The sequence below is a fragment of the Streptomyces sp. NPDC031100 genome (genome assembly GCF_055570785.1).
In genome coordinates this window covers 723,379-749,239 of record NZ_JBVIGN010000001.1, presented here as the reverse complement: position 1 = coordinate 749,239, position 25,861 = coordinate 723,379, and the positions used below count along the sequence as shown (strand labels likewise).

Annotated in this window: 25 protein-coding genes and 1 tRNA gene; 19 read left to right on the top strand and 7 right to left on the bottom strand. The window is 70.6% G+C overall.

Going from position 1 to position 25,861, the window contains the following annotated elements:
- Window positions 1-103: 103 nt before the first annotated feature.
- The 6 genes from ACZ5DS_RS03505 (at window position 104) to ACZ5DS_RS03480 (ending at window position 4,601) form a co-directional block, all read left to right on the top strand.
- A complete protein-coding gene (locus ACZ5DS_RS03505) occupies window positions 104-535 on the top strand; it encodes a DUF3052 domain-containing protein (RefSeq protein ID WP_468233484.1) in 432 nt (143 codons plus the stop codon).
- Window positions 536-670: 135 nt separating this feature from the next.
- Window positions 671-1,129 carry a peroxiredoxin gene (locus ACZ5DS_RS03500; protein WP_468233482.1) on the top strand — a complete coding sequence of 153 codons (459 nt, stop codon included), beginning with the start codon at window positions 671-673 and terminating at the stop codon, window positions 1,127-1,129.
- A gap of 140 nt (window positions 1,130-1,269) precedes the next feature.
- Window positions 1,270-1,845 (top strand): TerD family protein, encoded by a 576-nt coding sequence (locus ACZ5DS_RS03495; RefSeq protein WP_468233480.1) that lies wholly within the window; start codon window positions 1,270-1,272, stop codon window positions 1,843-1,845.
- A gap of 99 nt (window positions 1,846-1,944) precedes the next feature.
- Complete coding sequence (locus ACZ5DS_RS03490) at window positions 1,945-2,523, top strand: TerD family protein (RefSeq protein ID WP_468233478.1); 579 nt, start codon at window positions 1,945-1,947, stop codon at window positions 2,521-2,523.
- Window positions 2,524-2,572: 49 nt separating this feature from the next.
- Window positions 2,573-3,718: a DUF475 domain-containing protein gene (locus tag ACZ5DS_RS03485; RefSeq protein WP_468233476.1), complete on the top strand. Its 1,146-nt coding sequence runs from the start codon at window positions 2,573-2,575 to the stop codon at window positions 3,716-3,718.
- A gap of 148 nt (window positions 3,719-3,866) precedes the next feature.
- Window positions 3,867-4,601, top strand: a complete 735-nt coding sequence (locus tag ACZ5DS_RS03480; protein ID WP_468233475.1) for a TerD family protein — start codon at window positions 3,867-3,869, stop codon at window positions 4,599-4,601.
- 3 nt (window positions 4,602-4,604) lie between these two features.
- On the opposite strand, the gene ACZ5DS_RS03475 is transcribed toward ACZ5DS_RS03480, so the two are convergent.
- Complete coding sequence (locus ACZ5DS_RS03475; RefSeq protein ID WP_468233473.1) at window positions 4,605-5,405, bottom strand: TerD family protein; 801 nt, start codon at window positions 5,403-5,405, stop codon at window positions 4,605-4,607.
- A 174-nt stretch (window positions 5,406-5,579) separates the two neighbouring features.
- Between ACZ5DS_RS03475 and ACZ5DS_RS03470 the strand changes: the two genes are divergently transcribed.
- The 3 genes from ACZ5DS_RS03470 to ACZ5DS_RS03460 are packed head-to-tail and all read left to right on the top strand — an operon-like array spanning window position 5,580 to window position 10,028.
- The gene (locus ACZ5DS_RS03470; RefSeq protein ID WP_468233471.1) at window positions 5,580-6,746 is read left to right on the top strand and encodes an HpcH/HpaI aldolase/citrate lyase family protein; all 1,167 of its coding nucleotides are present in this window, start codon (window positions 5,580-5,582) and stop codon (window positions 6,744-6,746) included.
- Window positions 6,747-6,768: 22 nt separating this feature from the next.
- A complete protein-coding gene (locus ACZ5DS_RS03465) occupies window positions 6,769-9,216 on the top strand; it encodes a phosphoribosyltransferase (RefSeq protein WP_468233469.1) in 2,448 nt (815 codons plus the stop codon).
- On the top strand, window positions 9,216-10,028 hold the full coding sequence (locus ACZ5DS_RS03460; RefSeq protein ID WP_468233467.1) for an HAD family hydrolase: 813 nt from the start codon (window positions 9,216-9,218) through the stop codon (window positions 10,026-10,028). Before ACZ5DS_RS03465 ends, ACZ5DS_RS03460 begins: the two co-directional genes overlap by 1 nt.
- Before the next feature lie 15 nt (window positions 10,029-10,043).
- Here the strand turns inward: ACZ5DS_RS03460 and ACZ5DS_RS03455 are convergent, their stop codons facing one another.
- Window positions 10,044-10,265: an FmdB family zinc ribbon protein gene (locus ACZ5DS_RS03455; protein WP_468233465.1), complete on the bottom strand. Its 222-nt coding sequence runs from the start codon at window positions 10,263-10,265 to the stop codon at window positions 10,044-10,046.
- A gap of 243 nt (window positions 10,266-10,508) precedes the next feature.
- Here ACZ5DS_RS03455 and ACZ5DS_RS03450 point away from each other — a divergent pair, with 243 nt between their 5' ends.
- The 3 genes from ACZ5DS_RS03450 to ACZ5DS_RS03440 all read left to right on the top strand — a co-directional run bounded on the left by ACZ5DS_RS03450 (window position 10,509) and on the right by ACZ5DS_RS03440 (window position 15,352).
- On the top strand, window positions 10,509-12,737 hold the full coding sequence (locus tag ACZ5DS_RS03450; RefSeq protein ID WP_468233463.1) for a transglycosylase domain-containing protein: 2,229 nt from the start codon (window positions 10,509-10,511) through the stop codon (window positions 12,735-12,737).
- Window positions 12,738-12,794: 57 nt separating this feature from the next.
- Window positions 12,795-14,069 carry a polysaccharide deacetylase family protein gene (locus ACZ5DS_RS03445; RefSeq protein WP_468233885.1) on the top strand — a complete coding sequence of 425 codons (1,275 nt, stop codon included), beginning with the start codon at window positions 12,795-12,797 and terminating at the stop codon, window positions 14,067-14,069.
- Between the two features lie 158 nt (window positions 14,070-14,227).
- Entirely contained in the window at window positions 14,228-15,352 is a 1,125-nt protein-coding gene (locus tag ACZ5DS_RS03440) for an amidase domain-containing protein (protein WP_468233884.1), read from the top strand.
- A 20-nt stretch (window positions 15,353-15,372) separates the two neighbouring features.
- On the opposite strand, the gene ACZ5DS_RS03435 is transcribed toward ACZ5DS_RS03440, so the two are convergent.
- From ACZ5DS_RS03435 to ACZ5DS_RS03425, 3 genes are all read right to left on the bottom strand, one after another.
- Window positions 15,373-15,879 (bottom strand): DUF4383 domain-containing protein, encoded by a 507-nt coding sequence (locus ACZ5DS_RS03435; RefSeq protein WP_468233461.1) that lies wholly within the window; start codon window positions 15,877-15,879, stop codon window positions 15,373-15,375.
- A gap of 77 nt (window positions 15,880-15,956) precedes the next feature.
- Complete coding sequence (locus tag ACZ5DS_RS03430; protein WP_468233460.1) at window positions 15,957-17,354, bottom strand: hypothetical protein; 1,398 nt, start codon at window positions 17,352-17,354, stop codon at window positions 15,957-15,959.
- Window positions 17,355-17,428: 74 nt separating this feature from the next.
- Window positions 17,429-18,199 (bottom strand): DUF4097 family beta strand repeat-containing protein, encoded by a 771-nt coding sequence (locus ACZ5DS_RS03425; RefSeq protein ID WP_468233458.1) that lies wholly within the window; start codon window positions 18,197-18,199, stop codon window positions 17,429-17,431.
- Between the two features lie 192 nt (window positions 18,200-18,391).
- On the opposite strand from ACZ5DS_RS03425, the gene ACZ5DS_RS03420 reads away from it, so the two are divergent.
- Window positions 18,392-18,463 (top strand) — tRNA-Val (locus ACZ5DS_RS03420).
- A gap of 55 nt (window positions 18,464-18,518) precedes the next feature.
- Here the strand turns inward: ACZ5DS_RS03420 and ACZ5DS_RS03415 are convergent.
- Entirely contained in the window at window positions 18,519-18,857 is a 339-nt protein-coding gene (locus tag ACZ5DS_RS03415; RefSeq protein WP_468233456.1) for a hypothetical protein, read from the bottom strand.
- Between the two features lie 152 nt (window positions 18,858-19,009).
- Window positions 19,010-19,960: a ketopantoate reductase family protein gene (locus tag ACZ5DS_RS03410; protein WP_468233455.1), complete on the bottom strand. Its 951-nt coding sequence runs from the start codon at window positions 19,958-19,960 to the stop codon at window positions 19,010-19,012.
- Window positions 19,961-20,053: 93 nt separating this feature from the next.
- Between ACZ5DS_RS03410 and ACZ5DS_RS03405 the strand changes: the two genes are divergently transcribed.
- The 6 genes from ACZ5DS_RS03405 to ACZ5DS_RS03380 all read left to right on the top strand — a co-directional run bounded on the left by ACZ5DS_RS03405 (window position 20,054) and on the right by ACZ5DS_RS03380 (window position 25,857).
- The gene (locus tag ACZ5DS_RS03405) at window positions 20,054-20,284 is read left to right on the top strand and encodes a DUF2277 domain-containing protein (RefSeq protein ID WP_468233453.1); all 231 of its coding nucleotides are present in this window, start codon (window positions 20,054-20,056) and stop codon (window positions 20,282-20,284) included.
- 235 nt (window positions 20,285-20,519) lie between these two features.
- Complete coding sequence (locus ACZ5DS_RS03400; protein WP_468233451.1) at window positions 20,520-21,665, top strand: RNA-guided endonuclease InsQ/TnpB family protein; 1,146 nt, start codon at window positions 20,520-20,522, stop codon at window positions 21,663-21,665.
- 200 nt (window positions 21,666-21,865) lie between these two features.
- Window positions 21,866-22,426: a GNAT family N-acetyltransferase gene (locus ACZ5DS_RS03395; protein ID WP_468233449.1), complete on the top strand. Its 561-nt coding sequence runs from the start codon at window positions 21,866-21,868 to the stop codon at window positions 22,424-22,426.
- Between the two features lie 194 nt (window positions 22,427-22,620).
- Window positions 22,621-24,513 (top strand): FAD/NAD(P)-binding protein, encoded by a 1,893-nt coding sequence (locus ACZ5DS_RS03390; RefSeq protein WP_468233447.1) that lies wholly within the window; start codon window positions 22,621-22,623, stop codon window positions 24,511-24,513.
- 84 nt (window positions 24,514-24,597) lie between these two features.
- A complete protein-coding gene (locus tag ACZ5DS_RS03385) occupies window positions 24,598-25,053 on the top strand; it encodes a DoxX family protein (protein ID WP_468233446.1) in 456 nt (151 codons plus the stop codon).
- Window positions 25,054-25,293: 240 nt separating this feature from the next.
- Window positions 25,294-25,857: a DedA family protein gene (locus ACZ5DS_RS03380; RefSeq protein WP_468233444.1), complete on the top strand. Its 564-nt coding sequence runs from the start codon at window positions 25,294-25,296 to the stop codon at window positions 25,855-25,857.
- Window positions 25,858-25,861 lie beyond the last annotated feature (4 nt).

Below are 25,861 nucleotides of genomic sequence, written 5' to 3'. Positions count from 1 at the left end.
CGGGTACTTGCGCGATCCGCCCCGTCCGTGTGGACTACGGCCAATGCTTCGCGCACGCGCGTGGCTGAGAAGACATTTACGCAACATGATCAGGAGGCAACCCGTGAGCGCGACCGCGGACCACGCGGAGACGAACCTGGCCGTCAGGCTGGGTTTCCAGCCCGACATGGTGGTCCAGGAGATCGGCTACGACGACGACGCCGATCAGGAGCTCCGCGAGGCCATCGAGGAGCACATCGGCAGCGACCTCGTGGACGAGGACTACGACGACGTCGCGGACGCCGTGGTGCTGTGGTTCCGTGAGGACGACGGCGACCTCACGGATGCGCTGGTGGATGCCATCGCGTACATGGAGGAAGGCGGCTCGATCCTGCTGCTGACGCCCAAGACGGGGCGTGACGGCTACGTCGAGCCCAGCGACATCGGCGAGGCGGCGACGACCGCCGGTCTGTCGCAGACCAAGAGCGTCAGCGCGGGCAAGGAGTGGGTGGCCACCCGGCTGCTGACGCCGAAGTCCGCCAGGGCCAAGAAGTGACCCAGCGCTGAGCGCGCCCATGGGCGGACCGGTACCCACCGGTCCGCCCATCGGCTTGCGGTGATCGCTGCGTAGGGTGGTTCCGAGCGTCAGCTGTGCTCTCACCCGAACAGCCCACCGAAGGGAACCAGGACGATGGCGATCCAGGTCGGCGACAAGGCGCCCGACTTCGAGCTCAAGGACAACCACGGCCGCACCGTGAAGCTCTCCGACTTCCACGGCGAGAAGAACGTGGTGCTGCTCTTCTACCCCTTCGCCTTCACCGGCGTGTGCACCGGCGAGCTGTGCGAGCTGCGTGACAACCTGCCGAAGTTCTCGGACCGCGACACCCAGCTGCTCGCCGTCTCCAACGACTCCATCCACACCCTGCGCGTCTTCGCCGAGCAGGAGGGCCTGGAGTACCCGCTGCTCTCCGACTTCTGGCCGCACGGCAACGTCTCGCGCGCGTACGGCGTCTTCGCCGAGGACAAGGGCTGCGCCGTCCGGGGCACCTTCGTCATCGACAAGGAGGGTGTCGTGCGGTGGACCGTGGTCAACGGCCTGCCGGACGCGCGCGACCTGAACGACTACGTGAAGGCGCTCGACACCCTGTGAGCCGGCCTGCGGGCCGACACCTGTGAGGTATCGGGTCCAGCGTCTGCTGGGGTCGGGAACCCGTCACTAGGATCGGCACGTTGATCCCATATCCGAAGCACGACGGGGCTCCCCGCCCCTGGACACCACATGGAGGACTCGTGGGAGTCAGCCTCAGCAAGGGCGGCAACGTCTCGCTGACGAAGGAGGCCCCGGGCCTGACCGCCGTCATCGTCGGTCTGGGCTGGGACGTGCGCACCACGACGGGCACCGACTTCGACCTCGACGCGAGCGCGCTGCTGCTGAACAACGCAGGCAAGGTCGCGAGCGACCAGAACTTCGTCTTCTTCAACAACCTCAAGAGCCCTGACGGCTCGGTGGAGCACACCGGTGACAACCTCACCGGTGAGGGCGAGGGCGACGACGAGCAGATCAAGGTCAACCTGGCCGGGGTCCCGGCCGACGTCGACAAGATCGTTTTCCCGGTGTCGATCTACGACGCCGAGAACCGTCAGCAGTCCTTCGGCCAGGTCCGCAACGCGTTCATCCGCGTCGTGAACCAGGCCAACCAGCAGGAGATCGCTCGCTACGACCTGAGCGAGGACGCCTCCACCGAGACCGCGATGGTCTTCGGCGAGCTGTACCGGCACGGCGCGGAGTGGAAGTTCCGCGCCATCGGCCAGGGGTACGCCTCCGGTCTGCGCGGCATCGCGCAGGACTTCGGCGTCAACGTCTGACACCCGGCAGCTCCACCGACGTCCGGCGCCGCACCGTTTACGGGCGGCGCCGGACGCGCAGGACAACCAGGGAAGCACCACTAGGGGAGGACCAGCATCATGGGCGTCACGCTCGCCAAGGGAGGCAACGTCTCCCTCTCCAAGGCCGCACCGAACCTCACCAACGTCATGATCGGGCTCGGCTGGGACGCGCGCTCCACCACCGGCGCCCCCTTCGACCTGGACGCCAGCGCGCTGCTGTGCGGCGCGGGGAACCGGGTGCTGGGCGACGAGTGGTTCGTGTTCTACAACCAGCTCAAGAGCCCCGACGGCTCGGTGGAGCACACCGGTGACAACCTCACCGGTGAGGGCGAGGGCGACGACGAGTCGATCCTGGTGGACCTGACCAAGGTCCCGCTCCACTGCGAGAAGATCGTCTTCCCCGTCTCCATCCACCTGGCCGACGAGCGCGGCCAGACCTTCGGCCAGGTCTCCAACGCCTTCATCCGCGTGGTCAACCAGGCCGACGGCCAGGAGCTCGCCCGCTACGACCTCAGCGAGGACGCCTCCACCGAAACCGCCATGATCTTCGGCGAGCTGTACCGCTACCAGGGCGAATGGAAGTTCCGTGCGGTGGGTCAGGGGTACGCGTCCGGGCTGCGGGGCATCGCTCTAGACTTCGGAGTCAACGTTTCGTAAAGCTGAGTACGGCGCGGGGGAGACCCGTACCAACACGATGGGGTAGCCAGTGCTTCTGAAAACCTTCGGCTGGTCGTTCGCGGTCACCGCGATCGGTCTGGTCGCTGCGGTCTTCTACGGGGGGTGGGAGGCCTTCGGCATCGTGGCGATCCTCTCCATCCTCGAGATCTCGCTGTCGTTCGACAACGCGGTGGTCAACGCCGGAATCCTGAAGAAGATGAACGCCTTCTGGCAGAAGATCTTCCTCACGGTCGGCGTCCTCATCGCGGTCTTCGGCATGCGGCTGGTCTTCCCCGTCGTCATCGTCGCGATCAGCGCCAAGATGGGCCCGATAGAGGCCGTCGACCTCGCGCTCAACAACAAGGACCGCTACCAGCAACTGGTCACCGACGCCCACCCGGCGATCGCCGCCTTCGGTGGCATGTTCCTGCTGATGATCTTCCTCGACTTCATCTTCGAGGACCGGGACATCCAGTGGCTGCGCTGGATCGAGCGGCCGCTGGCCAAGCTCGGCAAGGTCGACATGCTGTCGGTCTGCATCTCCCTGATCGTCCTGCTCATCACCTCCTTCACCTTCGCCACCCACGCCCACCAGCACGGCGGCGCCCACGTCGACAAGGCGCAGACGGTCCTGATCGCCGGTGTCGCCGGCCTGATCACGTACATGATCGTCGGCGGCCTCTCCGGCTACTTCGAGGACAAGCTGGAGGAAGAGGAGGAGCGCGAGCACGAGGAGGAGGAAGAGGCCGCCCGCAGCGGGAAGAAACGTCCCGCGGTGGTCCTGGCCGGCCAGGCCGCGTTCTTCATGTTCCTCTACCTCGAGGTCCTGGACGCCTCCTTCTCCTTCGACGGTGTGATCGGCGCCTTCGCCATCACCAACGACATCGTCCTGATGGCGCTGGGTCTCGGCATCGGGGCGATGTACGTCCGTTCGCTGACCGTGTACCTGGTCCGCCAGGGCACCCTCGACGACTACGTCTACCTGGAGCACGGCGCCCACTACGCGATCGGCGCCCTGGCCGTGCTCCTCCTGGTCACCATCCAGTACGAGATCAACGAGGTCATCACCGGTCTGGTCGGCGTCGTCCTGATCGCCTGGTCCTTCTGGTCCTCCGTGCGCCGCAACCGCGCGCTGGCGGGCGCGGAGGGGGAAGCGGGCTCGGACGAGAAGGCCGAGATCCCGTCCGGGGTCTGACGACCGGCACCCCCTGTACGCCCCCTACGGGCAAGATCAGGGACGTGACGGGGTGTGCCGCCCCGTCCGGTGAGGAACGCTCTGTTCGGGGCGGCCGACGTGGTCGGCCGCCCCGACGGCGTTCGGGACGAGTACGTGGGGGCGGGACATGGGGTTCTTCGACGGGCTGCGGGGCGGCCGCGCCGAGTTCGACTCGGGCAGCGCCGCGAGCAATGCGATCGAACTGACCAGGCGGCACCAGCAGGTGTCGCTCACCAAGCAGGACGCGGCCACCGGCCATCTGCGCATCAACCTGACCTGGCGGATGCGTACCTCCGACTTCGACAGCAACCAGCGCAGCAGCCTCTTCCGGCACCCCTTCAAGGCGCTCAAACCGCCGGAAGTGCTCGGACACGGGCAGAGCATGGTCAACGTCGACCTCGACCTGGGCTGTCTGTACGAGCTGACGGACGGCACCAAGGGAGTCGTCCAGCCGCTCGGCGGCTACCTCGGCGATGTCAACGCACCGCCGTACATCAAGCTCAGCGGGGACGACCGGTTCGGTTCGGCGTCCGGCGAGACGATGTACGTCAACCTGGACCACCGGGACGCGATCAAGCGGCTGCTGGTCTTCGTGTACATCTACGACCAGACACCGGCGTTCGACCGGACACACGCGATCGTCACGCTCTACCCCAGCAACGGGCCCCGTATCGAGATAGGCCTGGACGAGCGGCACCCCCAGGCCCGGTCATGCGCGGTGGTGATGATCGAGAACGTGAAGGGGGAGCTGGTCGTCCGGCGCGAGGTGAGGTTCGTGTACGGGTTCCAGGGGGAGCTGGACCGGTTGTACGGGTGGGGGCTGTCGTGGGGGCGGGGTTACAAGTCGAAGGCGGACCGGTGATCCCTACCGGCCGATGAACTGCGGACCCTGCGGAGGCAGCCGGAAGTTCGGGTCCAGAGGGGCCGTCAGCGCAGGCTGGGGCTGGGGATAGCCGTATGCCGGCTGGCTCGCAGGCTGGGGGTAGCCGTACGACGGCTGCTGGGCGGACGTCGGCTGCGGGTAGCCGTACGCCGGCTGGGGCGGGACCGTCGTGGGCTGCTCGGGCGGCAGGGGCTGGGAGGTGGTCTCCGGCGGGGCCTGGCGCGGCTCCTCCTCCGCCTCCGACTCGTCCACCGAGATGCCGAAGTCCGTGGCGAGACCCTTCAGGCCGTTCGAGTAGCCCTCGCCCAGCGCGCGGAACTTCCAGCCCTCCCCGCGGCGGTACAACTCGCCGCAGATCAGGGCCGTCTCCGCGCCGGTCTCCGGCTTGATCTCGAAGCTGGCCAGCGGCTCCCCGTCGGCGACCGCGGCGTCGTACAGCAGGATGCACAGGGCCGGGACACGGTCGAAGGACATACCGTCCGCGGAGGCGACCAGCAGGATGCGGCCGACGCCGGGCTCGACGCCCGAGAGATCTGACTGGATCGTGTCGGTCAGGCCCTCGGTGAGCCGCTTCTTGCCCAGCCGCCACACCTTGCCCGAGGGGTGCCGGGGCTGGTTGTAGAAGACGAAGTCCTCGTCGGAACGCACACGGCCGTCGGACCCCAGCAGCAGCGCCGAGGCGTCCACGTCCGGGACACCCTGCCCGGGCGTCCAGCGCAGCACGGCGCGCACCGTGGTGGCCTCGAGCGGGACATTGGACCCCTTCAGCATCGCGTGCGTCATGCCGTCATCCTGCCTTCTCGGTCCTGGCCACGACAATGCGGGGGGTGTTGGCGCCTACACGGGCGAGTTACCGGAAATTCATGCCCGAGGGGAACCCCCGACATGGGTCCCTACGTACTATTACCGGCCACCCTTTACCGAATCCACAGCTCGGCTTGCGCACTGAGGAGTGCTATGCGTCATTTCGGGCACATCGCCCCCGAGGTGCGTCAGCGCCTCTTCCACCAGGAGCCGTGCGCGTTCACCGCCGACTCCCCGGCCCGGCTGCTCTCCGCGGCTCTGGGCGCCACGCTGTACAGCCCGGCCACCCGGCCGCGGCTCGCCGACGACATCGTCAGGCAGGCCGGCAACGGCGTGGTCTCCATGGTGCTGTGCCTGGAGGACTCCATCGACGACGCGGACGTCGTGGCGGGCGAGGAGAACCTCGTCCGGCAGTTCGCCGACCTCGACTCCCGAGCGGGAGTGGAGCCGCCCCTGCTGTTCATCCGGGTGCGTGTCCCGGAGCAGATCCCCGACCTCGTACGCCGCCTCGGCGCCTCCGTGCGGCTGCTGTCCGGGTTCGTCATCCCCAAGTTCACCGAGGAGCGGGGCCTGCCGTTCCTGGAGGCCCTGGCCGAGGCCGAGGCCGACAGCGGCCACCGGCTGTTCGCCATGCCCGTCCTGGAGTCCCCCGAGCTGCTGTACCGCGAGTCCCGCGTGGACACCCTGGAGGGCATAGCCCGCGCGGTCGACAAGTTCCGCGACCGCGTGCTGGCCCTGCGCCTGGGCGTCACCGACTTCTGCTCCTCCTACGGGCTGCGCCGGGCGCCCGACATGACCGCCTACGACGTCCAGGTCGTCGCCTCCGTCATCGCCGACGTGGTCAACATGCTGGGCCGGGCCGACGGCACCGGCTTCACCGTGACCGGGCCGGTCTGGGAGTACTTCCGGGTCCCCGAGCGCATGTTCAAGCCGCAGCTGCGGCGGAGCCCCTTCCTCGAGGTCCAGGCCGCCGAGCTGCGCGAGAAGCTCATCGAACACGCGATGGACGGGCTGCTGCGCGAGATCTCCCTCGACCAGGCCAACGGCCTGCTCGGCAAGACCTGCATCCACCCCTCCCACGTCCTGCCCGTGCACGCGCTGTCCGTGGTCAGCCACGAGGAGTTCAGCGACGCCCAGGACATCCTGAGACCCGAACGCGGCGGCGGGGGTGTACTCCGGTCGGCGTACACGAACAAGATGAACGAAGTGAAGCCGCACCGCGCCTGGGCCGAGCGGACCCTGCTGCGCGCCGAGGTCTTCGGCGTGGCGGGCGAGGACGTCGGCTTCGTGGAGCTGCTCGCCGCCGGAATACCCGGCTGACCCTTCGCAACCCAAGGAACGCATGAAGAACGCAGTGAACGACCGGGTCTGGTCCGGCAGCTGGGTCGCCGAGCGACTCGGGGTCGCGCTGGAGGGCGACGACGGGATCGAGGCCCTGCTGGGGCTCGCGCTGCGCCGCAACCCCAAGCGGGCCCACCTGCTCGTCTCCCACGTGCTCGGCAAGCACGTGCCGCAGGCGCCGTCCGTGGTCTACGGCCACGGCGTCCGCCTGGGCCGGCGGGTCCGCGAGCTGCTCGGCGAGACGGAGGCGGCCGCGGCGGTCGTCCTCGGCTACGCGGAGACCGCCACCGGCCTCGGCCACGCGGTCGCCGACGGTCTGGGTCTCGCCCCGTACCTGCACTCCACGCGCCGCCCGGTGGCCGGTGTCGCCCGGGCGGGCGGCTTCGAGGAGTCCCACTCCCATGCCACCTCCCACCTGCTGCTCCCCGAGGACCCCGCCCTGCTGGCCGGCGACGGCCCGCTGGTCCTGGTCGACGACGAGTTCTCCACCGGCAACACGATCCTCAACACCATCCGTGACCTGCACGAGCGCTATCCGCGCCGGCGGTATGTGGTGGTGGCCCTGGTCGACATGCGCTCGGCCGAGGACGCCACCCGCATGGAGCGGTTCGCGGCCGGCATCGGCGCCCGGGTGGACCTCGTCGCGGCCGCGTCCGGGACGGTACGGCTGCCGGAGGGCGTGCTGGAGAAGGGGCAGCAGCTCGTCGCCCGGCACGAGGGAGACCGGGAGGCGCCCGAGCCGTCGTACGGCCGGATCGCCCGCGTCGACCTGCACTGGCCCCCCGGTCTGCCCGACGGCGGGCGGCACGGATTCACGCCCGCCCATCGCGCCCGCCTGGAGGCCGCGCTGCCCGCCATGGCCGCCCGGGTCGCCGAGGCGCTGCCCGCAGGCGCCCGGCGGGTGCTCGTGCTCGGCTTCGAGGAGCTGATGTACGCCCCGCTGCGGATCGCCCGCGAACTGGAGCAGGTGATCCCGGCCGAGGTGCGCTTCTCCACCACCACCCGCTCGCCCGTCCTCGCGGTCGACGACCCCGGCTACGCGATACGCACCCGCCTGGTCTTCCCCGCCCACGACGACCCGGCCGACGGCCCCGGCGAGCGCTATGCCTACAACGTGGCGGGCGCCGGCTTCGACGCGGTCGTCGCCGTGGTCGACTCCGTCGCCGACACCCCCGCCCTGCACGCCCCCGACGGCCTGGCGGCCCGCCTCGCCGCGCACACCCCGCACGTCCTGCTCGCGGCCGTCCCGTCGTACGTCCCCGAGCCCCTCACCTTCCCCGAAAGGCCGGCCATGCTGCCCGAGCCCCTCCGCGGCCCCGCCTTCTCCTCGTACGCCCCCGAGGAGGTCGGCTGGCTGCTCCAGGACCTCTCGGAGGTGACCCTGGAGGCGCCGACCGAGGAGCGGGAGGAGGCCATCCAGAGCGGCGGGGCCCACTACGCCGAGTCGCTGCCGGTCGAGTACCAGCCCAGCGACCAGTACCAGGAGCTGTTCCACGCGGCCCTGGACGCCTCGGCCGCGCGGCTCGCGCAGGCGGTCGGCGTCGTGACCGAGACCGTCCTCGCCGAACGGACCCCCCGGCCGGTGCTGGTGTCCCTGGCCCGCGCGGGAACCCCGGTCGGCGTGCTCATGCGCCGTTGGGCCGCGTTCCGGCACGGCCTCGACCTCCCGCACTACGCCGTGTCGATCGTCCGCGGGCGCGGCATCGACGCCAACGCCCTGCGCTGGCTCGCCGCCCACCACGACCCCCGGGACGTCGTCTTCGTCGACGGCTGGACCGGCAAGGGTGCCATCACCCGCGAACTCGCCCAGGCCATCGAGGAGTTCGAGGCCGCCGAAGGGATCACCGGCTTCGACCCGGAGATCGCCGTCCTCGCCGACCCGGGCTCCTGTGTGCGCACCTACGGCACCCGCGAGGACTTCCTCATCCCCTCCGCCTGCCTCAACTCGACCGTCTCCGGGCTGATATCGCGCACGGTCCTGCGCGCGGACCTGGTCGGTCCGCACGACTTCCACGGCGCGAAGTTCTACCGCGAACTCGCCGGCGCCGACGTCTCCGTCGCCTTCCTCGACGCCGTCTCCGCCCGCTTCCCCGAGGTCGCCGACAGCGTCGACGACGCGGCCAAGGAGCTGATGGCCGAGGACCGCACCCCGAGCTGGGAGGGCTGGCGGGCCGTCGAGCGGATCAGCGCGGAGTACGGCATCCACGACGTCAACCTGGTCAAGCCGGGTGTCGGCGAGACCACCCGGGTGCTGCTGCGCCGGGTGCCGTGGAAGATTCTCGCCAAGGCCGGTGCGGGCGCCGACCTCGACCATGTACGGCTGCTCGCCGAACAGAGAGGAGTACCGATGGAGGAGGTCGGCGGACTGCCGTACACCTGTGTCGGGCTGATCCACCCCCAGTACACCCGGGGCGCCACGGGCGCCGACGGCAGGGCGGTGAACGTCTGATGCCGGTGCTGGTGGCGAGCGACCTCGACCGGACCCTGATCTACTCCGCGGCGGCCCTGGCGCTGACCATGCCGGACCCGCGGGCGCCCCGGCTGCTGTGCGTCGAGGTGCACGAGAGCAAGCCGCTGTCCTACATGACCGAGACGGCGGCCCAGCTGCTGACCGAACTCGGCGACACGGCAGTCTTCGTGCCGACCACGACCCGGACCCGCAAGCAGTACCAGCGCATCAACCTGCCCGGGCCGCAGCCGGCGTACGCGATCTGCGCCAACGGCGGGCACCTGCTGGTCGACGGCGTCACCGACCGGGACTGGCACGCGGCGGTGCAGGCACGGCTCGCCGACGAGTGCGCGCCGCTGGCGGAGATCCGCGAGCACCTGACGGCCACCGCCGACCCCGCCTGGGTGCGCAAGCACCGGGTCGCCGAGGACCTGTTCGCCTACCTCGTGGTCGAGCGCGAGCTGCTGCCCGAGGACTGGGTGAAGGAGCTGGCGGCCTGGGCGGAGAACCGGGGCTGGACGGTCTCGCTCCAGGGCCGCAAGATCTACGCCGTCCCCAAGCCGCTCACCAAGAGCGCGGCCGTGCGCGAGGTCGCCCGGCGCACCGGGGCCCACCTCACCCTGGCCGCCGGCGACTCCCTGCTCGACGCCGACCTGCTGCTGGCCGCCGACCGGGGCTGGCGCCCCGGCCACGGCGAACTGGCGGACACCGGCTGGATCGCCCCGGAGATCGGCGCGCTCCCCGAGCGCGGAGTGCTGGCCGGGGAGCGGATCGTACGGGAGTTCCTGCGGGCCTCCCGCCCGAAGGCCTGACCCGCACGGCCGAAGTCAGCCGCAACAGCCCCCACCGCAGCAGCCGCCCCCGCCCCCACCCGCCCGGGGCGCCGGGGCCGGCGCGGCGGACGTACCGCCCACGGCGACCGTCGACAGCAGCTTGACCGTGTCGTCGTGTCCCGCGGGGCAGGAGGCCGGGGCGGCGGACTCCGCCATGGGACGGCTCAGTTCGAACGTGTCGCCGCAAGTACGGCACCGAAACTCGTAACGAGGCATGCGCCCAGGTTAACCGGCGTGTCGCTGGTCACAGTGCCTCAATGTTTTATGAGTGTTCGCTTCTGCCCGATACTAGCGTGGAGGTTTTGAAAAGATCGCTGATAATTTGGCTTAGCCGCGAGGAGCCGTAAGACCAGGGGGACAGGGGGGTTCGCAGCGCCACGACCGTGCGCCGTGTCCACCTGCCGAGTCCGACCGCGTCCGACCGCGCGCGCAAGGACCAGTGCGAGGGGAGACGCAGCGTTGACCGAGGCATCGCGGCGGTCAGACGGTCGCGAGGACGACGACGTCCGGCCCGAGAAGCGGCAGCCGCCACAGAACGACACCACGCTGCATCTGAAGGTCGACGCCCTGCGCGCCGACGCCACCATGCAGCTGCGTGTACCCCCGCCGGCGGACCTCCCCGCCACGGGCGGCCGCGCCCAGCGCCGGCGCAGCACCCGTCTGTCGGTCCGTGACCGCCTCACCGTCGGCACCAGGGCCGCCCTCGGCCGCCTGCACGCCGCCACGGCCCCCCTGCTTGCGTTTCTCGCCCCGTACACCCGACGCCTGCGACCGCAGTACCCACGCCCCGGACGCAGCGGCTGGCGCCGCTGGATACCCTCCTGGCGCCAGTGGCTCGGCGGCGTGCTGTCGGGCTTCGGTCTCATAGCCCTGTCCCTGTTCGTCGCCTACGAGATGACGGACATACCGAAGGACCTCAACGCCTTCGCCACCCAGCAGGACAACGTCTACTTCTGGTCCGACGGGACGCCGATGGCCCGCACCGGCTGGGTGCAGCGCCAGGACATGCCGCTCAAGGACATACCCGTACAAGTCCGCGGGGCGGTGCTCGCGGCGGAGAACGCGAACTTCTACTCCGACCCCGGCATCTCCTTCAAGGGCATCTCCCGCGCCCTGTGGCGGACGGTCGGCGAGGGGGACACCGAGGGCGGGTCCACCATCACGCAGCAATACGTCAAGAACGTCTACCTGAACCAGAACCAGACCCTCAGCCGCAAGTTCACCGAGGCGATGATCTCCCTCAAGCTCGACAGCAAGATGAGCAAGGACGAGATCCTGGAGGGCTACCTCAACACCAGCTGGTTCGGCCGCGGCACCTACGGCATCCAGCGCGCCTCCCAGGCCTACTACGGCAAGGACGTCGGCCAGCTCAACGCCGGCGAGGCCGCCGTGCTCGCCTCCCTGCTGAAGGGCGCCGGGCTCTACGACCCCACCCTCGGCAAGGCCAACCACCAGCGGGCGGTCGAGCGCTGGTCCTGGATCCTGGACCGGATGGTCGACACCGGCGCCCTGTCGCGGTCCCAGCGAGCCCAGTACAAGACGTTCCCCGAGCCGCTCAAGGCCGGCCGCGTCTTCGACACCGGCAAGCAGAGCGACTACCTGGTGGAACTGGCCCAGCAGTACGCCAAGAAGGCCGCCCACATCTCCGACCGGGAGTTCGACCTCGGCGGCTTCCAGATCTACACGACCTTCGACCGCAAGCGGGAGGCCGCGCTGACCGACGCCGTGACCAAGGAGCGCAGGCAGGCGCAGAAGGACCACCCGGACGCGGCGAAGGCCGCCCACTACGGTGCCGCCTCGGTCGCCACCGACGGCCGGATCCTCGCCGTCTACGGCGGACCCGACCACCGCAAGCAGGGCTACAACGAGTCCAACGCGACCACGGTCAAGGCCGGCTCGGCGTTCCTGCCGTTCGTCTACGCCGCAGGCCTGGAGCACGGAGTCCACAAGACCCGCGGCGGACCCGCGACACCCGTCACCCCCGAGACGGTCTACGACGGCGACGACGGCGTCGCCGTGACCACGCCCGAGGGCCCCTACTGGGACCGCAGCGGCAGAAAGGTCGCCGCCCACAACGACGGCCGCAGGTCCTACGGGCAGATCACCCTGGACCAGGCCCTCGCCCGGTCCGTGAACACGCCGTTCATGCAGCTCGGCATGGACACCGGCCTGGAAAAGGTGCGCGCCACCGCCGAGGCGGCGGGCCTGCTCTCCTCCAGCATCGGCCCGCAGGTACCGGCCCTGTCCCTGGGCAACTCCACGCCCAGTGCGATCCGGATGGCGAGCGGATACGCCACGTTCGCCGCCTCCGGCACCCACACCGAGCCGTACTCGGTGCGCCGTATCACCCGCAACGGCTCCACGGTGCCCCTGGCCACCCCGCGCCCCCAGCGTGCGGTCGGCGCGGACGTCGCCGCACAGGTCGACCGCGCACTGCGGGAGTCCTTCCGCACCGCCCACGCGACCACCGCGCCCGCCACGGCCCAGGTGTCGGGCAAGGCCGGCACCACCCAGGACGACTCGGCCGCCTGGTACACCGGCACCTCCGCAACCGTCACCACCGCCGTCGTCGTCTACCGCATCGACCTGGCGAAGTCCCTGGAGCCCCTGTCGCTCGACGGACTCGCCGGGACCACGACCGACAGTGCTCCCTTCGACGTCTGGTCCGCCGCCATGGGTCTGGACTGACCCGGTGGCCGTTCCGCTGCCCCGCCTTCCCCGCAGAGTGAGCCGCACATGTCCCAGATGAAGTCGCCGACCGGCCGCCGCCGCAGGTCCCGTGGCCGCCGCCCGGTCACCCGTCCGCAGGTCATGACCCTGACCGCTCTCCTCGTCGTGGCCTCCTTCGTCGCCGGATACATGGTCCTGACGCGGGAGGACCGCACCACGCCCACCGCCTCCGCCGGCGCGGGCCAGAACGGCAAGGCCGCGCCGAAGCCCACGCCCACCTGGGACGGCAAGACGAAGATCCTCGGTGACGGCTCCACCTCCTACACCGGTCCGCAAAAAGGGCAGTTGACGGCGGAGCGCCTCAAACCAGGTGAGAAGCCACCCCAGTTCGTGGTCTTCTCCTGGGACGGCGGACTGGAGGGCAGCGACCACCTCTTCTCGCACTACCGGGAGCTGGCCAAGGAGTACAACGCCCACATGACCTTCTTCCTCACGGGCATCTACCTGCTGCCCAAGAGCAAGAAGGCCCTGTATCACGGTCCGATGCACTCCCCGGGCGACGCCGCGATCGACTACGCCACCGACGACCACATCCGCACCACGCTGGAGCAGCTGCGCAAGGCGTACGAGGACGGCAACGAGATCGGCACCCACTTCAACGGCCACTTCTGCGAGAAGAAGGGCGGCGGCGAGTGGAGCGTCGACGAGTGGAAGAGTGAGATCGACCAGTTCTACTCCTTCGCGGAGCACTGGAAGACCAACACCGGCTTCAAGGACGTCCCGGCCCTGCCCTTCGACTTCACGCGGGAGATCGCCGGCGGCCGCGCGCCCTGCCTGGAGGGCCAGCCCAACCTGCTGAAGGCCATCAAGAGCTACGGCTGGCGCTACGACGCGAGTTCACCCGGCGCCTTCCAGATCTGGCCGACGAAGAAGAACGGCGTCTGGGACTTCCCGCTGCAGCTGCTCCCGTACGGGGACAAGATCCAGGCCCTGTCGATGGACTTCAACTTCCTGTACAACCAGTCCGACGGAGAGACCAAGGGCGATCCGGCGCAGTACCCCCAGTGGGAGCAGCAGACGCTCGACTCCTACATGGCCGGCTTCAACCGGGTGTACTACGGCAGCCGCGCACCGCTGTTCATCGGCAACCACTTCGAGGACTGGAACGGCGGCATCTACATGAAGGCCATCGACCAGGTCGTGAAGAACGTATGCACGAAGAAGGGCGTCAAGTGCGTCTCCTTCAAGGAGATGGCCGACTGGATGGACGCGCAGAAGCCGGAGACGCTGGCCAATCTGCGCAGCCTGGACCCGGCGCAGTCGCCGGACTGGTCCACGGTGGTCAAGTGACATGCCTGCACTGCTGATTCCACTTGTGTAACCCCCTTCACAACCGCCACGTATGCCATGCGAAGATGCGTCCCCCGGTAGGTGTACCGGTGTAGAGGGGAACTTCATTGAAATCTAGAAGATTGAGCCGTAAGGGGCGCCGCGCCGGCATAGTCTCGGTGGCCGCCGCCTCTGTCGTCGCCGGAGTGGCCCTGGTGCCCAACTGGAGCGCGGGCGCTGCCGTCGTCGACGACCCGACCGTGGACGCCGCGACCAAGGCGACCTTCCAGCGGCTGGCCGACGCGGTCTTCACCGACCGCACGGAAGCCCTGGTGGACGGGGGCGACACGAAGCGGACCACGTCCGGTTTCTCCGGCGACGTCAAGCTGTCCGCCACGCAGTCGCGGGCGGAGAGCTCCGCGCTGGCCCAACTGCGCGGCCGCCAGTCCCGCCTCGCCAAGCTGGGCGAGAAGTACAGCGCCGGCAGTGTCCGGGTCACGCTGGACGCGACGCGGGTCACCGGCCGTACGGCGAAGGCCGACGTCACCGAGACCACCACGCTGACCTACGAGAAGGCCACGGGCAAGGAGCCGAAGACCACCGGCTTCCAGGCCCACCACGAGCTGACCTTCAAGGCCGACCGGCACGGCACCTGGCAGCTGACGACGGTCCGCGACACGGACAACGGCTACCTCGCGGTCAACCAGGTCGCCCAGCCGACCGCCGTGAAGGCCAGCCCGGCTCCGGACGACAACGCCCCGCCCGAGGCCTCCCGCGCGTCGACCACCTGGCCCGCGCCGGCCAACCGCAAGACGCTCACCGGCGGCGCCTACGACTACCAGGCCATGGTGTCGTACGCGACGAAGTACTGGCGGAACTACAACCCGGACTACCCGGACTACAACGGTCAGGGCGCGGGCGGTGACTGCACCAACTTCGTCAGCCAGTCCCTGAAGGCGGGCGGCTGGAAGCACGTCCCCGGCTACACGTACGACTTCCACAAGTGGTTCGGCAACGCGGACATCCAGTCGGACTCTTTCGTCGGCGTCAACGAGTTCTCCTGGTTCGCCCTGTCCTCGAAGCGGGTCACCAGCCTCGCCAACGTCTACCAGCTGGACCTCGGCGACGTGCTCCAGATGGACTTCAACAGGGACGGCGACAAGGACCACTCCATGATCGTCACCTACCGCAGCCCGATGGGCGTGCCGTACGTGACGTACCACTCCACCAACACCTACAACCGGTCGGTGGCGAGCCTCGTCGCGTCCTACCCGGGCGCGGCCTTCTACGCCTACCGCACCTGACGCCTCGGGTCCCGCCGCCCCTACGACGCGTCGGGGTGGCGGGCCCGCCAGTACGGGTTGTCGTGCGGCAGGGTCGAGCCGACTCTGCCGTACATCCCGAACACCATCAGCAGCAGGCCGACCACGAAGCTGAACAGCACGTTCTGGATCTTGAAGGCCAGGAAGTTGTACTGGGTGTCGAGCAGGGACAGGTTCAGGAACCCGCTCAGCAGGAACAGGATCCCGAGCGTCATGTTCAGCGTCGACGCGAAGTTCCCGCCGACCACCATGCCGACGAAGAGCAGCAGCCCGACGCACACGGACAGGACACTGAGCGCACCGTTGGTGTTCAGGCCCATGGCGGTGTTCCCACCGGTGTCGAAGAAGCCGATGTTGTTGGTCAGGCCGAGGATGCCGAACGCGAGCAGGAACAGGCCCATCAGGCCCGCCCCGACCCGGTAGACCCTGTTCAGGCGGTGGTCGACCGGAAGGTGATCGTCGAGCCGGATCCGCCGCCGCGTCTGCTGGTGCACTGGGTGTGTGGCCATGTCCGCCTCCTTCGTGTGCCAGCGGAGGCCATACGTACGTCCCAATATCCGCCCGCGACGCCTCGGCGGCAAACGGCTCAGTGCGCGCCGCCCCGCTCCTCGCGGATCTGCGCCACCACCCGGGCCGCCGTCTGCCGCACGGCCTCGGTCTCGGTCAGGAAGTGCCAGTAGTCGGGGTGCCGGCCCTCCAGCGTGCCGATCGCCCGCTCCAGCCGGGCCACCGCGTCGTCCAGCGGCCGTGCGTGCCGCGGATCCGGGGTCGCACGGCCCGTCATCGCCAGCCGCTGGGCGTCCCGTATCGCGAACCGGGTCCGCTCGATCTCCTGCTGCGGGTCCTTCTGCACGGCGTTCAGCCGGGTGAGCCGGTCACCCGCGGCCGACACCGCCTCGTCCGTGGTGTTCAGCAGCGCCCGCACGGTCGACAGCAGGGAGGTGGCGTCCGGCCAGCGCTGGGCGTCCCGGGCGGCCTGGGCCTCGCGCAGCTTCAGCTCGGCCTGCCGCACGTTCTCCGCGGCCTGTGCCGGCACCTGCTGCAGATCCTGCCAGCACGCGGCCGCGAACCGCCGCCGCAGCTCGCTGAGCACCGGGTCGACCTGCCCGGCCCGGGTGGTCAGCGCCTGCGCCCTGGTCCGCAGGCTGACCAGCCGGCGGTCGATCTCGGCGGCCTTCTCCGGCAGCCGTTCGGCCTCGGCCCGGATCGCCGCGGCCTCCCGCTGCACCCGCTCGGCCCGCTCCAGCGTCGGCGCCACCCCGTGCTGCCCGGCCCCCTGGTTCAGCCTGGTCAGCTCGGGCGAGAGCGCGGCAAGCCGCGCGGCGAGGTCATCAGCCCTGAGGCCCTTCTCGCGTACGGCGTCCAGCGCGTTGCTCGCGCCCAGCAGCGCCTGCCGGGCCCGCTCCACCGCCGGGGCGAGCCGCGCCAGCTGGGTCTCGGCCTTGCCGAGCAGCGGCCCGAGCGAACTGCCGAAGCGGTCCAGCTCCTGCTTGACCCGGACCAGTTCGTCCCGGGCCGCGGTCAGCTCGCTGCGCGCCCGGGCCGCCGCCGCGGCCTCCAGATCGTCCCGGTCCAGGTCATGGGCGTCCACGGCCTGGATGTACCGCTGGCTGACCTCGTCGATCCGTCCGCCCAGCGCCGCGAAGTCGGCCACCGCGCGCCGGGCGGCGGGGGAGTCGTCGACGGCCGTGATGGTCTCGATGGAGATCCTCAGGTCCCGCTGGGCGGTGTCGAGTTCGTAGAAGGCGGCCGCGGCGGCGTCCTTCGCCGCCTGCGCCTCGGCCCGCTGGCTCTCCGCCCGCCCGCCGAACCAGCGCCGGGTGCCGCCGCCGGCGAACGCGGCCGGCAGCGCGAGCACGGCGAGCACCGGCAGGCTCATCAGGGTGAGGGTGTCGCGCAGGGCCGAGGGTCCGCCCCGGCCCCGTACGGTCGACGGCTGGTGCGGGTACGACCGCATCGCTGGCGTGCCCGGTGTCGCCGTCACATCCCTCTCCCGTGCCGATGTCCGCCCTGGGTGGTGTCATTCTCCCACCCGTTGAAGACGAACACACGGGCCGGTCAGTTCGCCGTGTTCACCGTCACGCTCCCGGTCGCGGTGTGGGCCGACACCGTGTGCGGGCTCCGGTCGTCGCGCGGCACGGACACGGACACCGACCCGTCGTCGGACCCCGCCTTCACGTGGTACGCCGCCCGGGGCAGCGCGACCGTCACGGACCCGTCGTCGCTTCCGGCGTCCACCAGATCGGGCACGGCGTCCAGTTCGAGGTGCACCGACCCGTCGGTGGTGTCGGCCCGTACCCGCCGCGAGGAGACCTCGGCGCGCACCGACCCGTCGTCGGAGTGCAGGTTCAGCGGCCCGCTGGATTCGGTGACGCGCACGGAACCGTCGCTCGTGCTGAGGGTCAGCGGATCCGTGAAGCCGTGCGCCCGCACGCTCCCGTCCCCGTTCTCGACCTTGACGGCGATCCCGCGCGGCACCTCGATCCGGTGCCTGGCCGAGCAGTCGGCGACGAACCCCGAGCAGCGCACCCGCAGCACCAGCCGGTCGTCCTTGAAGGACCAGCTCACCTTGGGATCGCTGCCGATCACCACGGACCCCTGGAACCACCGGGTCACCTCGACGGTGCCGGCCTTGTTCCCCTCGGCGGCGACGACCTCCAGCGCCGAGTTGTCCGAGTCGACGGTGAGGGTGCGGCCGTGCAGCGTGAAGGCCCGGTGGTCCGGGTGCTCGTCGTCACCCGCGGACGCCCCGCAGGCGCTGACTGCGGTGACGAGGGCGCCGACGAGCAGCCCGACGGCGGCGGAGCGGGCGGGAACGGAACGGGTCATGCGAGAACTCCCCCTGGGATCGGTCTGTGAGGACCGTAAATGATCTACGGAGGGGGAGGCGATCCGGCCTGCTCCCGGACCGGAGGTGGGGATAACCCCCGTACGGGCCCGGGACCGGCTGTTCGGGTTTGCGGTGCAGTGCCCCCGGCAAGGTAGGCTGTCGACTCGTCCTGGGCACATGGTCCGGGCAACGGGTGCGTAGCTCAGGGGTAGAGCGCCTGCCTTACAAGCAGGATGTCGGCGGTTCGAAACCGTCCGCGCCCACAGGAGAAGCGAGAAGCCCCCGACCGGTGCCGGTCGGGGGCTTCTCGCTTCACTCCTAGTGCTCGGGCGTCTCCTCGTGGGCGTGCTTCAGCCTCATGCGGGCCTCGACCCGCTCCGCCGCCGCGACCTCGGCCCAGAAGCGGTGTCCGCTGACGAAGACCGCCAGTTCGTGCTCCCGCTGCCGCAGCTTCTCCACCTCGGCCTGCTCGTCCGCCGTCCAGCCGGGGGACGCGGGCCGCTCCACCTTGCGCCAGCCGCCGGTGTCACTGAAGCCGTCCATCGGCTCGACCGACCAGGGAAGTCGCTTGAGCAGGGCCGACAGCTCGGCCCGGACCTGATGCAGCTCCTCCTGGCCGGCGCGGAGGTCACTGGGGAATTCATAGGTCGTCGCCACGCGGCAATGCTACGCCTGTTCGATTTTGGGTGGCGAGTTCAGTTGTGGGGTTCACGCGAACGAGTAGGGCTCCCTGGGTCCCAGCGTCGCGGGGCTTGCGCAGCTGGGCGACGCCGCGATCGGCGCCGCCCGCCGCAACCGGGGCATGGTGATCACATCTGGTGCCGGCCCAGTGGCTGCCGACCCACTGAGCCGACGGGGCTTCGGTGGCCGGCGGCCCGCAGTTCGCCCATCAGGCGGGCCGTCACCGGGACCGGTACGCCGTGCCGGTCCGCCGCGCGCAGCAACGCCCCGCCGATGGCGTCGAGTTCGAGTGGTCGGCCCGCCTCGGCGTCGCGCTGCATGGAGGACTTGGCGGCGGGCGGGAAGGCGTCGTACCGGGACAGGGCCTGGGCCGGGTCCGCGGGGGCGCCGCAGGCGCGGCTGACCGCGGTGGTCTCGGCGACCAGGGCCTGAAGCTCCTCGCGGTGGCGGGTGCGGGCCTCGCCGAGAGGGAGGCCGTAGCGGGTGGTGAGCAGGGCGAAGGGGGCCAGGAAGGCCATCTTCGCCCACAGGGCGGCCGTCTCGTCCTCCAGGACCCGGGTGGTCACGCCCGCGGTGGAGAGGGCGGCGGCCAGGGCGTCGAGGCGGGGGCGGGGGACCGGGTCGCCCGTCAGGTCGATCTCCGTGAAGGGGCTGCCGTGCTCGATGACACCGGGGGCCACGCGGGTCGACTCCACCCGGATCACGGCGGGGGCCACGCGGTCGGGGCGGTACCGGGTGCGCAGGGCCGCGGGGTGTTCGACGCCGTTCAGGAGCGGTACGACCAGGGCGTCGCCGAGGGCCGCGGGCGGGACGCGGGTGAGGGCGGCGTCCAGGGCGGTGTGCTTGACGGTGATCAGGCAGGCGTCCACGGGCTCGCGCAGCTCGGTGTCCGCCTCCACGGGCGCGGTGAAGTCGCCGAACTGGCTGCTGCGGACCTGGATCCCGGTGCTGCGCAGGGTGTCCGCCGTGGCCTTACGGGCCAGGCAGATGACGCGGTGGCCGGAGCGGGACAGGAGGGCGGCCAGAAGGCCGCCGGTGCCGCCGGGGCCGAGGATGGCCACGGTGTGCTTCGTCGTCATGAGGAGGGTCCTCTCGTCGGTCGGCCCCGGGGTTCGGTGGCCGCCTTCGGTGTGATCCTTCCAGGGGCGCGCGGTGTGCGTGAGACTGGGGGCATGTGCCGGAGTATCAAGACGCTGCGTCCGCCCGTGCTGCCCGGTGAGGCCACCGAGGAGGACATCCGCGCCGCCGCGCTGCAGTACGTGCGGAAGGTCTCGGGGTTCCGGGCGCCCGCCGCCCACAACCGCGAGGTGTTCGAGCGGGCCGTGGAGGCTGTGGCCGAGGCCACGGCGGAGCTGCTCGGAGGGCTGGAGGTACGGGGGCAGTCCGTGCGGCAGACGGGGTAGCGGCGCGCCGTACGTGGCACCCCGACCGACGGCCGGCCGCCGCGCGGGTCGGTCGCGCTGCCCCCTGACTCCCGTGATTGACCAAGATTCTTGAGGGCGCAAGCCCCGTCCTTCAGGGCGGGGTTAGCCCGGTACCGGGCCCGCAGACGGAGCAGGTACCCAACTTGACAATTAGTCACCCGCTTGGCGTATTGGTTCACGGGCCTTGATCATGATCAGTCCGGGGAGGTGAGCCATGAAGCTGCGGTACAACGAGCGGATCTATCCGACCCCGCGTCAGCAGCGGGACTTGGCACGCTTCTTCGGGTGTGCCCGCGTCGTCTACAACGACGGGCTGCGGGAGCGCAGGGCGGCATGGAGGGGCGGCGAGCCGTACATCTCCGACGTCACCTTGCAGAAGATGGTGATCACCGGGGCAAAGAAGACCCCGGAGCGGGAATGGCTGAAGGAAGCCCCGTCGGTGGCGCTGGTGCAGTCCTTGCAGGATCTGCACACCGCGTACCGGAACTACTTCGCCTCCAAGCGCGGGGTACGCAAGGGACCGAAGGTGGCCCCGCCGCGCATGAAGAAGAAGTCGGGCCGCCAGTCGATCCGGCTTACCCGCAACGGATTCGTGCTGCGCCCCAACGGCAGGTTGTTCGTCGCCAAGCTCGGGGACGTGGAGGTGCGCTGGTCGCGCCCGCTCCCCTCGGACCCGTCCAGCGTCACGATCATCAAGGACCCTGCGGGCCGGTACTTCGCCTCGTTCGTTGTGGAGACCGAGGACAAGCCGCTGCCGGAACTCGACTGGGACGGGACCGAAACCGGCATCGACCTGGGCCTGTCCTCCTACGCCGTACTGCGCGGACGGAAGATCGCCTCCCCGAAGTTCTTCCGGCGGCAGGAGAAGAAGCTCCGCCGCGCCCAGCGCAAGCTCAGCAGGTGCGTCAAGGGCAGCAGCAACCGCAGGAAGGCCAAGCTCGCAGTCTCCAAGATCCACGCCAAGATCGCGGACAAGCGCCGCGACTTCATCGAGCAGGAAACCACCCGCATCGTCCGCGAAAGCCAAGCGGTCTATGTGGAGGACCTGAACGTGAAGGGCATGGCCAAGGGCAAGCGAGCCAAGTCCGTCCACGACCAGTCCCTGGGCATGTTCGCCCGCACCCTCGAAGCGAAGTGCCACCGATACGGGCGCGGCTTCGCCAAGGTCGACAGGTTCTTCCCGTCCACCCAGACGTGCTCAGCATGCGGAAGCATAGAAGGCCCGAAGGGACTGGAAGGACTGCGCATCCGGAACTGGGTGTGCTCCTGCGGAGCACACCACGACCGGGATGTGAACGCAGAGATCAACATCAGACGCGAAGGAAAGCGTCTCCTCGCCGCTGGGCAAGCGGAGAGGTAAAACGCCTGCGGAGCGCGTGTAAGACCCTGCCTAGCCAGGGCGGTGCGTGATGAAACAGGAACCCACCAGGGCCTGCACCATGCGGGCGGATGGAGCCCCGGCCCTTCAGGGCCGGGAGGATGTCAGTGGGCAGTTGAGGCGCTGAGCATGAGCACGAGGACGGCCCGGTGACAGGCCCGCTGGGCGACCGAAAGGACCGTATGTCTGCGGCACGGCTGAACGTACCCGCCACCCCCTCGGGCCCCGCTCTCCTGCTGCGGCCGTGGTGCCCGCAGGACGCCGCCGCGCTGGTCGAGGCGTACCGGGACGACGTCCTGCGGCACTGGACGGGCGAGGTCGTTCAGGACGAGGCGGGCGCGGCCCGGTGGATCGAGGAGCAGCGGCGCGGGTGGGAGGACGGACGCCGGTTCGCCTTCGCCGTCGTGGAGCCCGGCCCCGTACCGGAACCGGTGCTGGGGCATACGGTCCTGAAGTTCGCCGAGCCCCCGGGCGTCTCCTCGGCCGAGGTCGGCTACTGGACCGCGGCCCCCGCGCGCGGCCGGGGCGTGGCGCCGCGCGCGCTCAAGGCGCTGACCGCCTGGGCCTTCGCGTCCTTCGGCGGTGCCGGGCTGACCCGGCTCGAACTGCTCCACCAGGTGGACAACACGGCGTCGTGCCGGGTCGCGCAGAAATGCGGCTACGAGCTGACCGAGCTGCTGCCGGCGGCACCGCCCGCCTACCCGCTCGACGGGCATGTGCATGTGCGGGAGTACGTCCGGTAGTGCGGGGCCGCGCCCTGAGTGTGCCGCCATGACCGGCATGACCGACAACTCGGGCCAGGGAGGGGTGTCTTGGCCGGCGCGGGGCCAGGGGTGTACCCGACCGCGCGCGTCCGGAGAGGCATGATGAGGCGGACCGTCCGCTTCCCGTGGACGGTCTGCTGCCATGCGCCCCCATACGCCCGGGAGTCACCCCTTTGTCTGCACCGACCCAGGAATCCCCCACGGTCTCCGTCGCCCTGGTCGGGGCCGGACCCCGCGGAACCAGCGTCCTGGAACGCCTCTGCGCCTCCGCACCGGAACTCCTCGCGCCCGGCGTCCGGCTGACGGTCCACGTGATCGACCCGGCACCGCCCGGCCCGGGCCGGGTCTGGCGGACCGCGCAGTCGGCCGAGCTGCTGATGAACACCGTGGCGAGCCAGGTGACGCTGTTCACCGACGCCAGTGTGGACTGCTCGGGGCCGATCCGGCCGGGCCCGAGTCTGGACGAGTGGGCGGACGGCGAGCTGGGCCCCGACGAGTACCCGACCCGTGCCCACTACGGCCGCTACCTGGAGTGGGTGTTCGCACGGACCGTCCGGGCGGCCCCGCGGGCGGTGCGCATCGAGACCCACCGGGCCCGTGCCGTACGACTGGACGACGGCCCCGACGGCAGCCAGGTGCTCTCTCTCGACGACGGCCGGGTGCTGCCGGGCCTCGCGGCGGTGGTCCTGGCGCAGGGGCATCTGCCGGCGGCTCCGGACGAGGAGCAGGAGCGGGCGGCCGGACACGCGGCACGGCACGGCCTGCGCCTCGTCCCGCCCGCCAATCCGGCCGACGTCGACCTGTCCGCACTCGCGCCGGGCGAACCGGTGCTGCTGCGCGGGCTCGGCCTCAACTTCTTCGACCACATGGCCCTGTTGACCACCGGTCGGGGCGGCCGCTTCGTCCGGGACGCCGACGGGGTCCTGCACTACCGGCCCTCCGGCCGGGAGCCGCGCCTGTACGCGGGCTCGCGCCGCGGGGTGCCGTACCAGGCGCGCGGCGACAACGCCAAGGGCCCGTACGGCCGTCACCTCCCGCTGGTGCTCACCCCCGAGGTGACAGAGCGCTTCCGCAAGCGGGCCGACTCCGGCGCGGCGCCCGACTTCCTCGCGGAGATATGGCCGTTGGTCGCCAAGGAGGTGGAGACCGTCTACTACGGCGCGCTGACCGGCCGCTCCGACCTCGCCGACCGCTTCCTCGCCGTACCGCACGGCGACCCCCGGGAGGCCGTGCTGCTGGACGAGTTCGGGGTCCGGGCCGAGGACCGCTGGTGCTGGGAGCGGGTGTCCCGGCCGTACGGTGACCTGGAGTTCGCCGGTCCCGGGCAGTGGAGCCGGTGGCTGCTGGCGTATCTGCGCGAGGACGCGGCGCAGGCGGCCCTGGGCAACGTGCGCGGCCCGCTGAAGGCCGCCCTGGACGTCCTGCGCGACCTGCGCAACGAGATACGCCTGGTCGTGGACCACGGCGGCCTGACCGGGGACTCGCGGCGCGCGCACCTGGACCGCTGGTACACCCCGCTCAACGCCTTCCTGTCCATCGGCCCGCCCCGGCGCCGCATCGAGGAACTGGCGGCCCTGCTGGCGGCGGGGGTGGTCCAGGTGCTGGGCCCGCGTCTCGAGGTGCGCGCCGAGCCGGGGGTGTGGGTGGGGTACTCACCGGACGTGCCCGGCTCGGCGGTGCGTGTGACCACCCTCATAGAGGCGCGCCTTCCGGAACCCGATCTGCGGCGCACGGAGGACGAGTTGCTCGCGGGGCTGCTGCGCGCCGGCGCCTGCCGGCCGCACACCGTGGACGGCTACGAAACCGGAGGACTGGATGTCACCCACCGTCCCTACCGTCTGATCGACCGTCAAGGACGCGTCCACACAAGGCGTTTCGCGTTCGGTGTGCCGACGGAGGGCGTGCACTGGGTGACCGCCGCGGGCGCCCGTCCGGGCGTGGACTCGGTCACGCTGTCGGACGCCGACGCGGTGGCACGAGCCGTCCTGCGGGCGGCCGGAGCCGAAGCGGAACCGCAACCGGAAGCGAGACAATGGCCTAATGTTGAACTTGCAAGCATTGATTAGGTCCGCCTAACCTGGGTCCCTCGTTCGGTACGCCACCCCCCACGACCGGCCTGTCCCCGGCCGGCACCGAAGAGGAGAAATCCCATGTCAGCACGCCTCAACGCCGCTCAGCCGTACGTCATCGGGCTGTTCCGCATCGTCGTCGGCCTCCTGTTCGCCGTGCACGGCGCCGCCTCGCTCTTCGGCGTCCTCGGCGGCGCCATGGGCTCCGACGGCGGCACGATCCCGGCCGGCACCTGGCCCGGCTGGTACGCGGCCGTGATCCAGCTGGTCGCCGGCGGCCTCGTCCTGCTCGGCCTCGGCACCCGCGGCGCCGCGCTGATCGCCTCCGGCTCGATGGCGTACGCGTACTTCGACGTCCACCAGCAGGCCGCCCTGTGGCCCATCCAGAACGGCGGCGAGCTGTCCGTCCTGTTCTGCTGGGCGTTCTTCCTGCTGGTCTTCACCGGCTCCGGCGCCTTCGGCCTGGACCGGCTCTTCACCCGCGGCACGGCGACGGCGCAGGAGCCGGCCGCCGGGAAGGCCCCGATAGCGGCCTGACCGACCCGCCGTACGACGGGCGCCCTTCCCCGGCCGCGTGGGGAAGGGCGCCCGTCGCACGAACAGACCGGCGCCGGATGCGGCCACCGCGTGAACAAGTTGTCTCGATCACATGCGCCCCCCACGAACCTTCTGTCACACCCTCGGCGTACGCTGTATGGCTGTCATCGGGGGAGTTACGGGGGAGTAGTCGTGTGGGAGAGCGTGGGGTCACTGGCCGCCAGTCCATGGATTTACGTCATGGTGGGCCTGTCGGTGCTGCTCGACGTGTTCGTGCCGGTGCTGCCGAGCGGTGTGCTCGTCATCACGGCGGCGACGGCGGCGGCCGCCGGTTCGGGCGCGGCGACGGGACAGGTCCCGCACGGTGTGCCGGACATCGTCGCCCTGACCCTCTCCGCCGCGACCGCCTCGGTCCTCGGCGATCTGGTGGCCTACCGGCTGGCCTGGCGCGGCGGTGACCGCCTGGACCGCGCGATCGCCCGTTCCCGCCGCCTGACCGCTGCGCAGGAACGTCTCGGCGATGCCCTGTCCCGGGGCGGCGGAGCCCTGGTCGTCCTGGCCCGCTTCGCCCCCGCCGGCCGCTCGGTCGTCTCGTTCTGCGCGGGCGCCGCCCACCGCCGCGCCCGCGACTTCGTCCCGTGGTCCGCGCTGGCGGGCCTGTCCTGGGCCGCCTACAGCGTCGCCCTCGGCTACTTCGGCGGCCGCTGGCTCGGTGCCACCTGGCTGGCCACGGGCGTGTCGCTGGCGGCGCTCTTCGGGGCCGGGGTCCTGGCCGGGTTCCTGATGCGGCGGCGGCCGGCGTAACCCT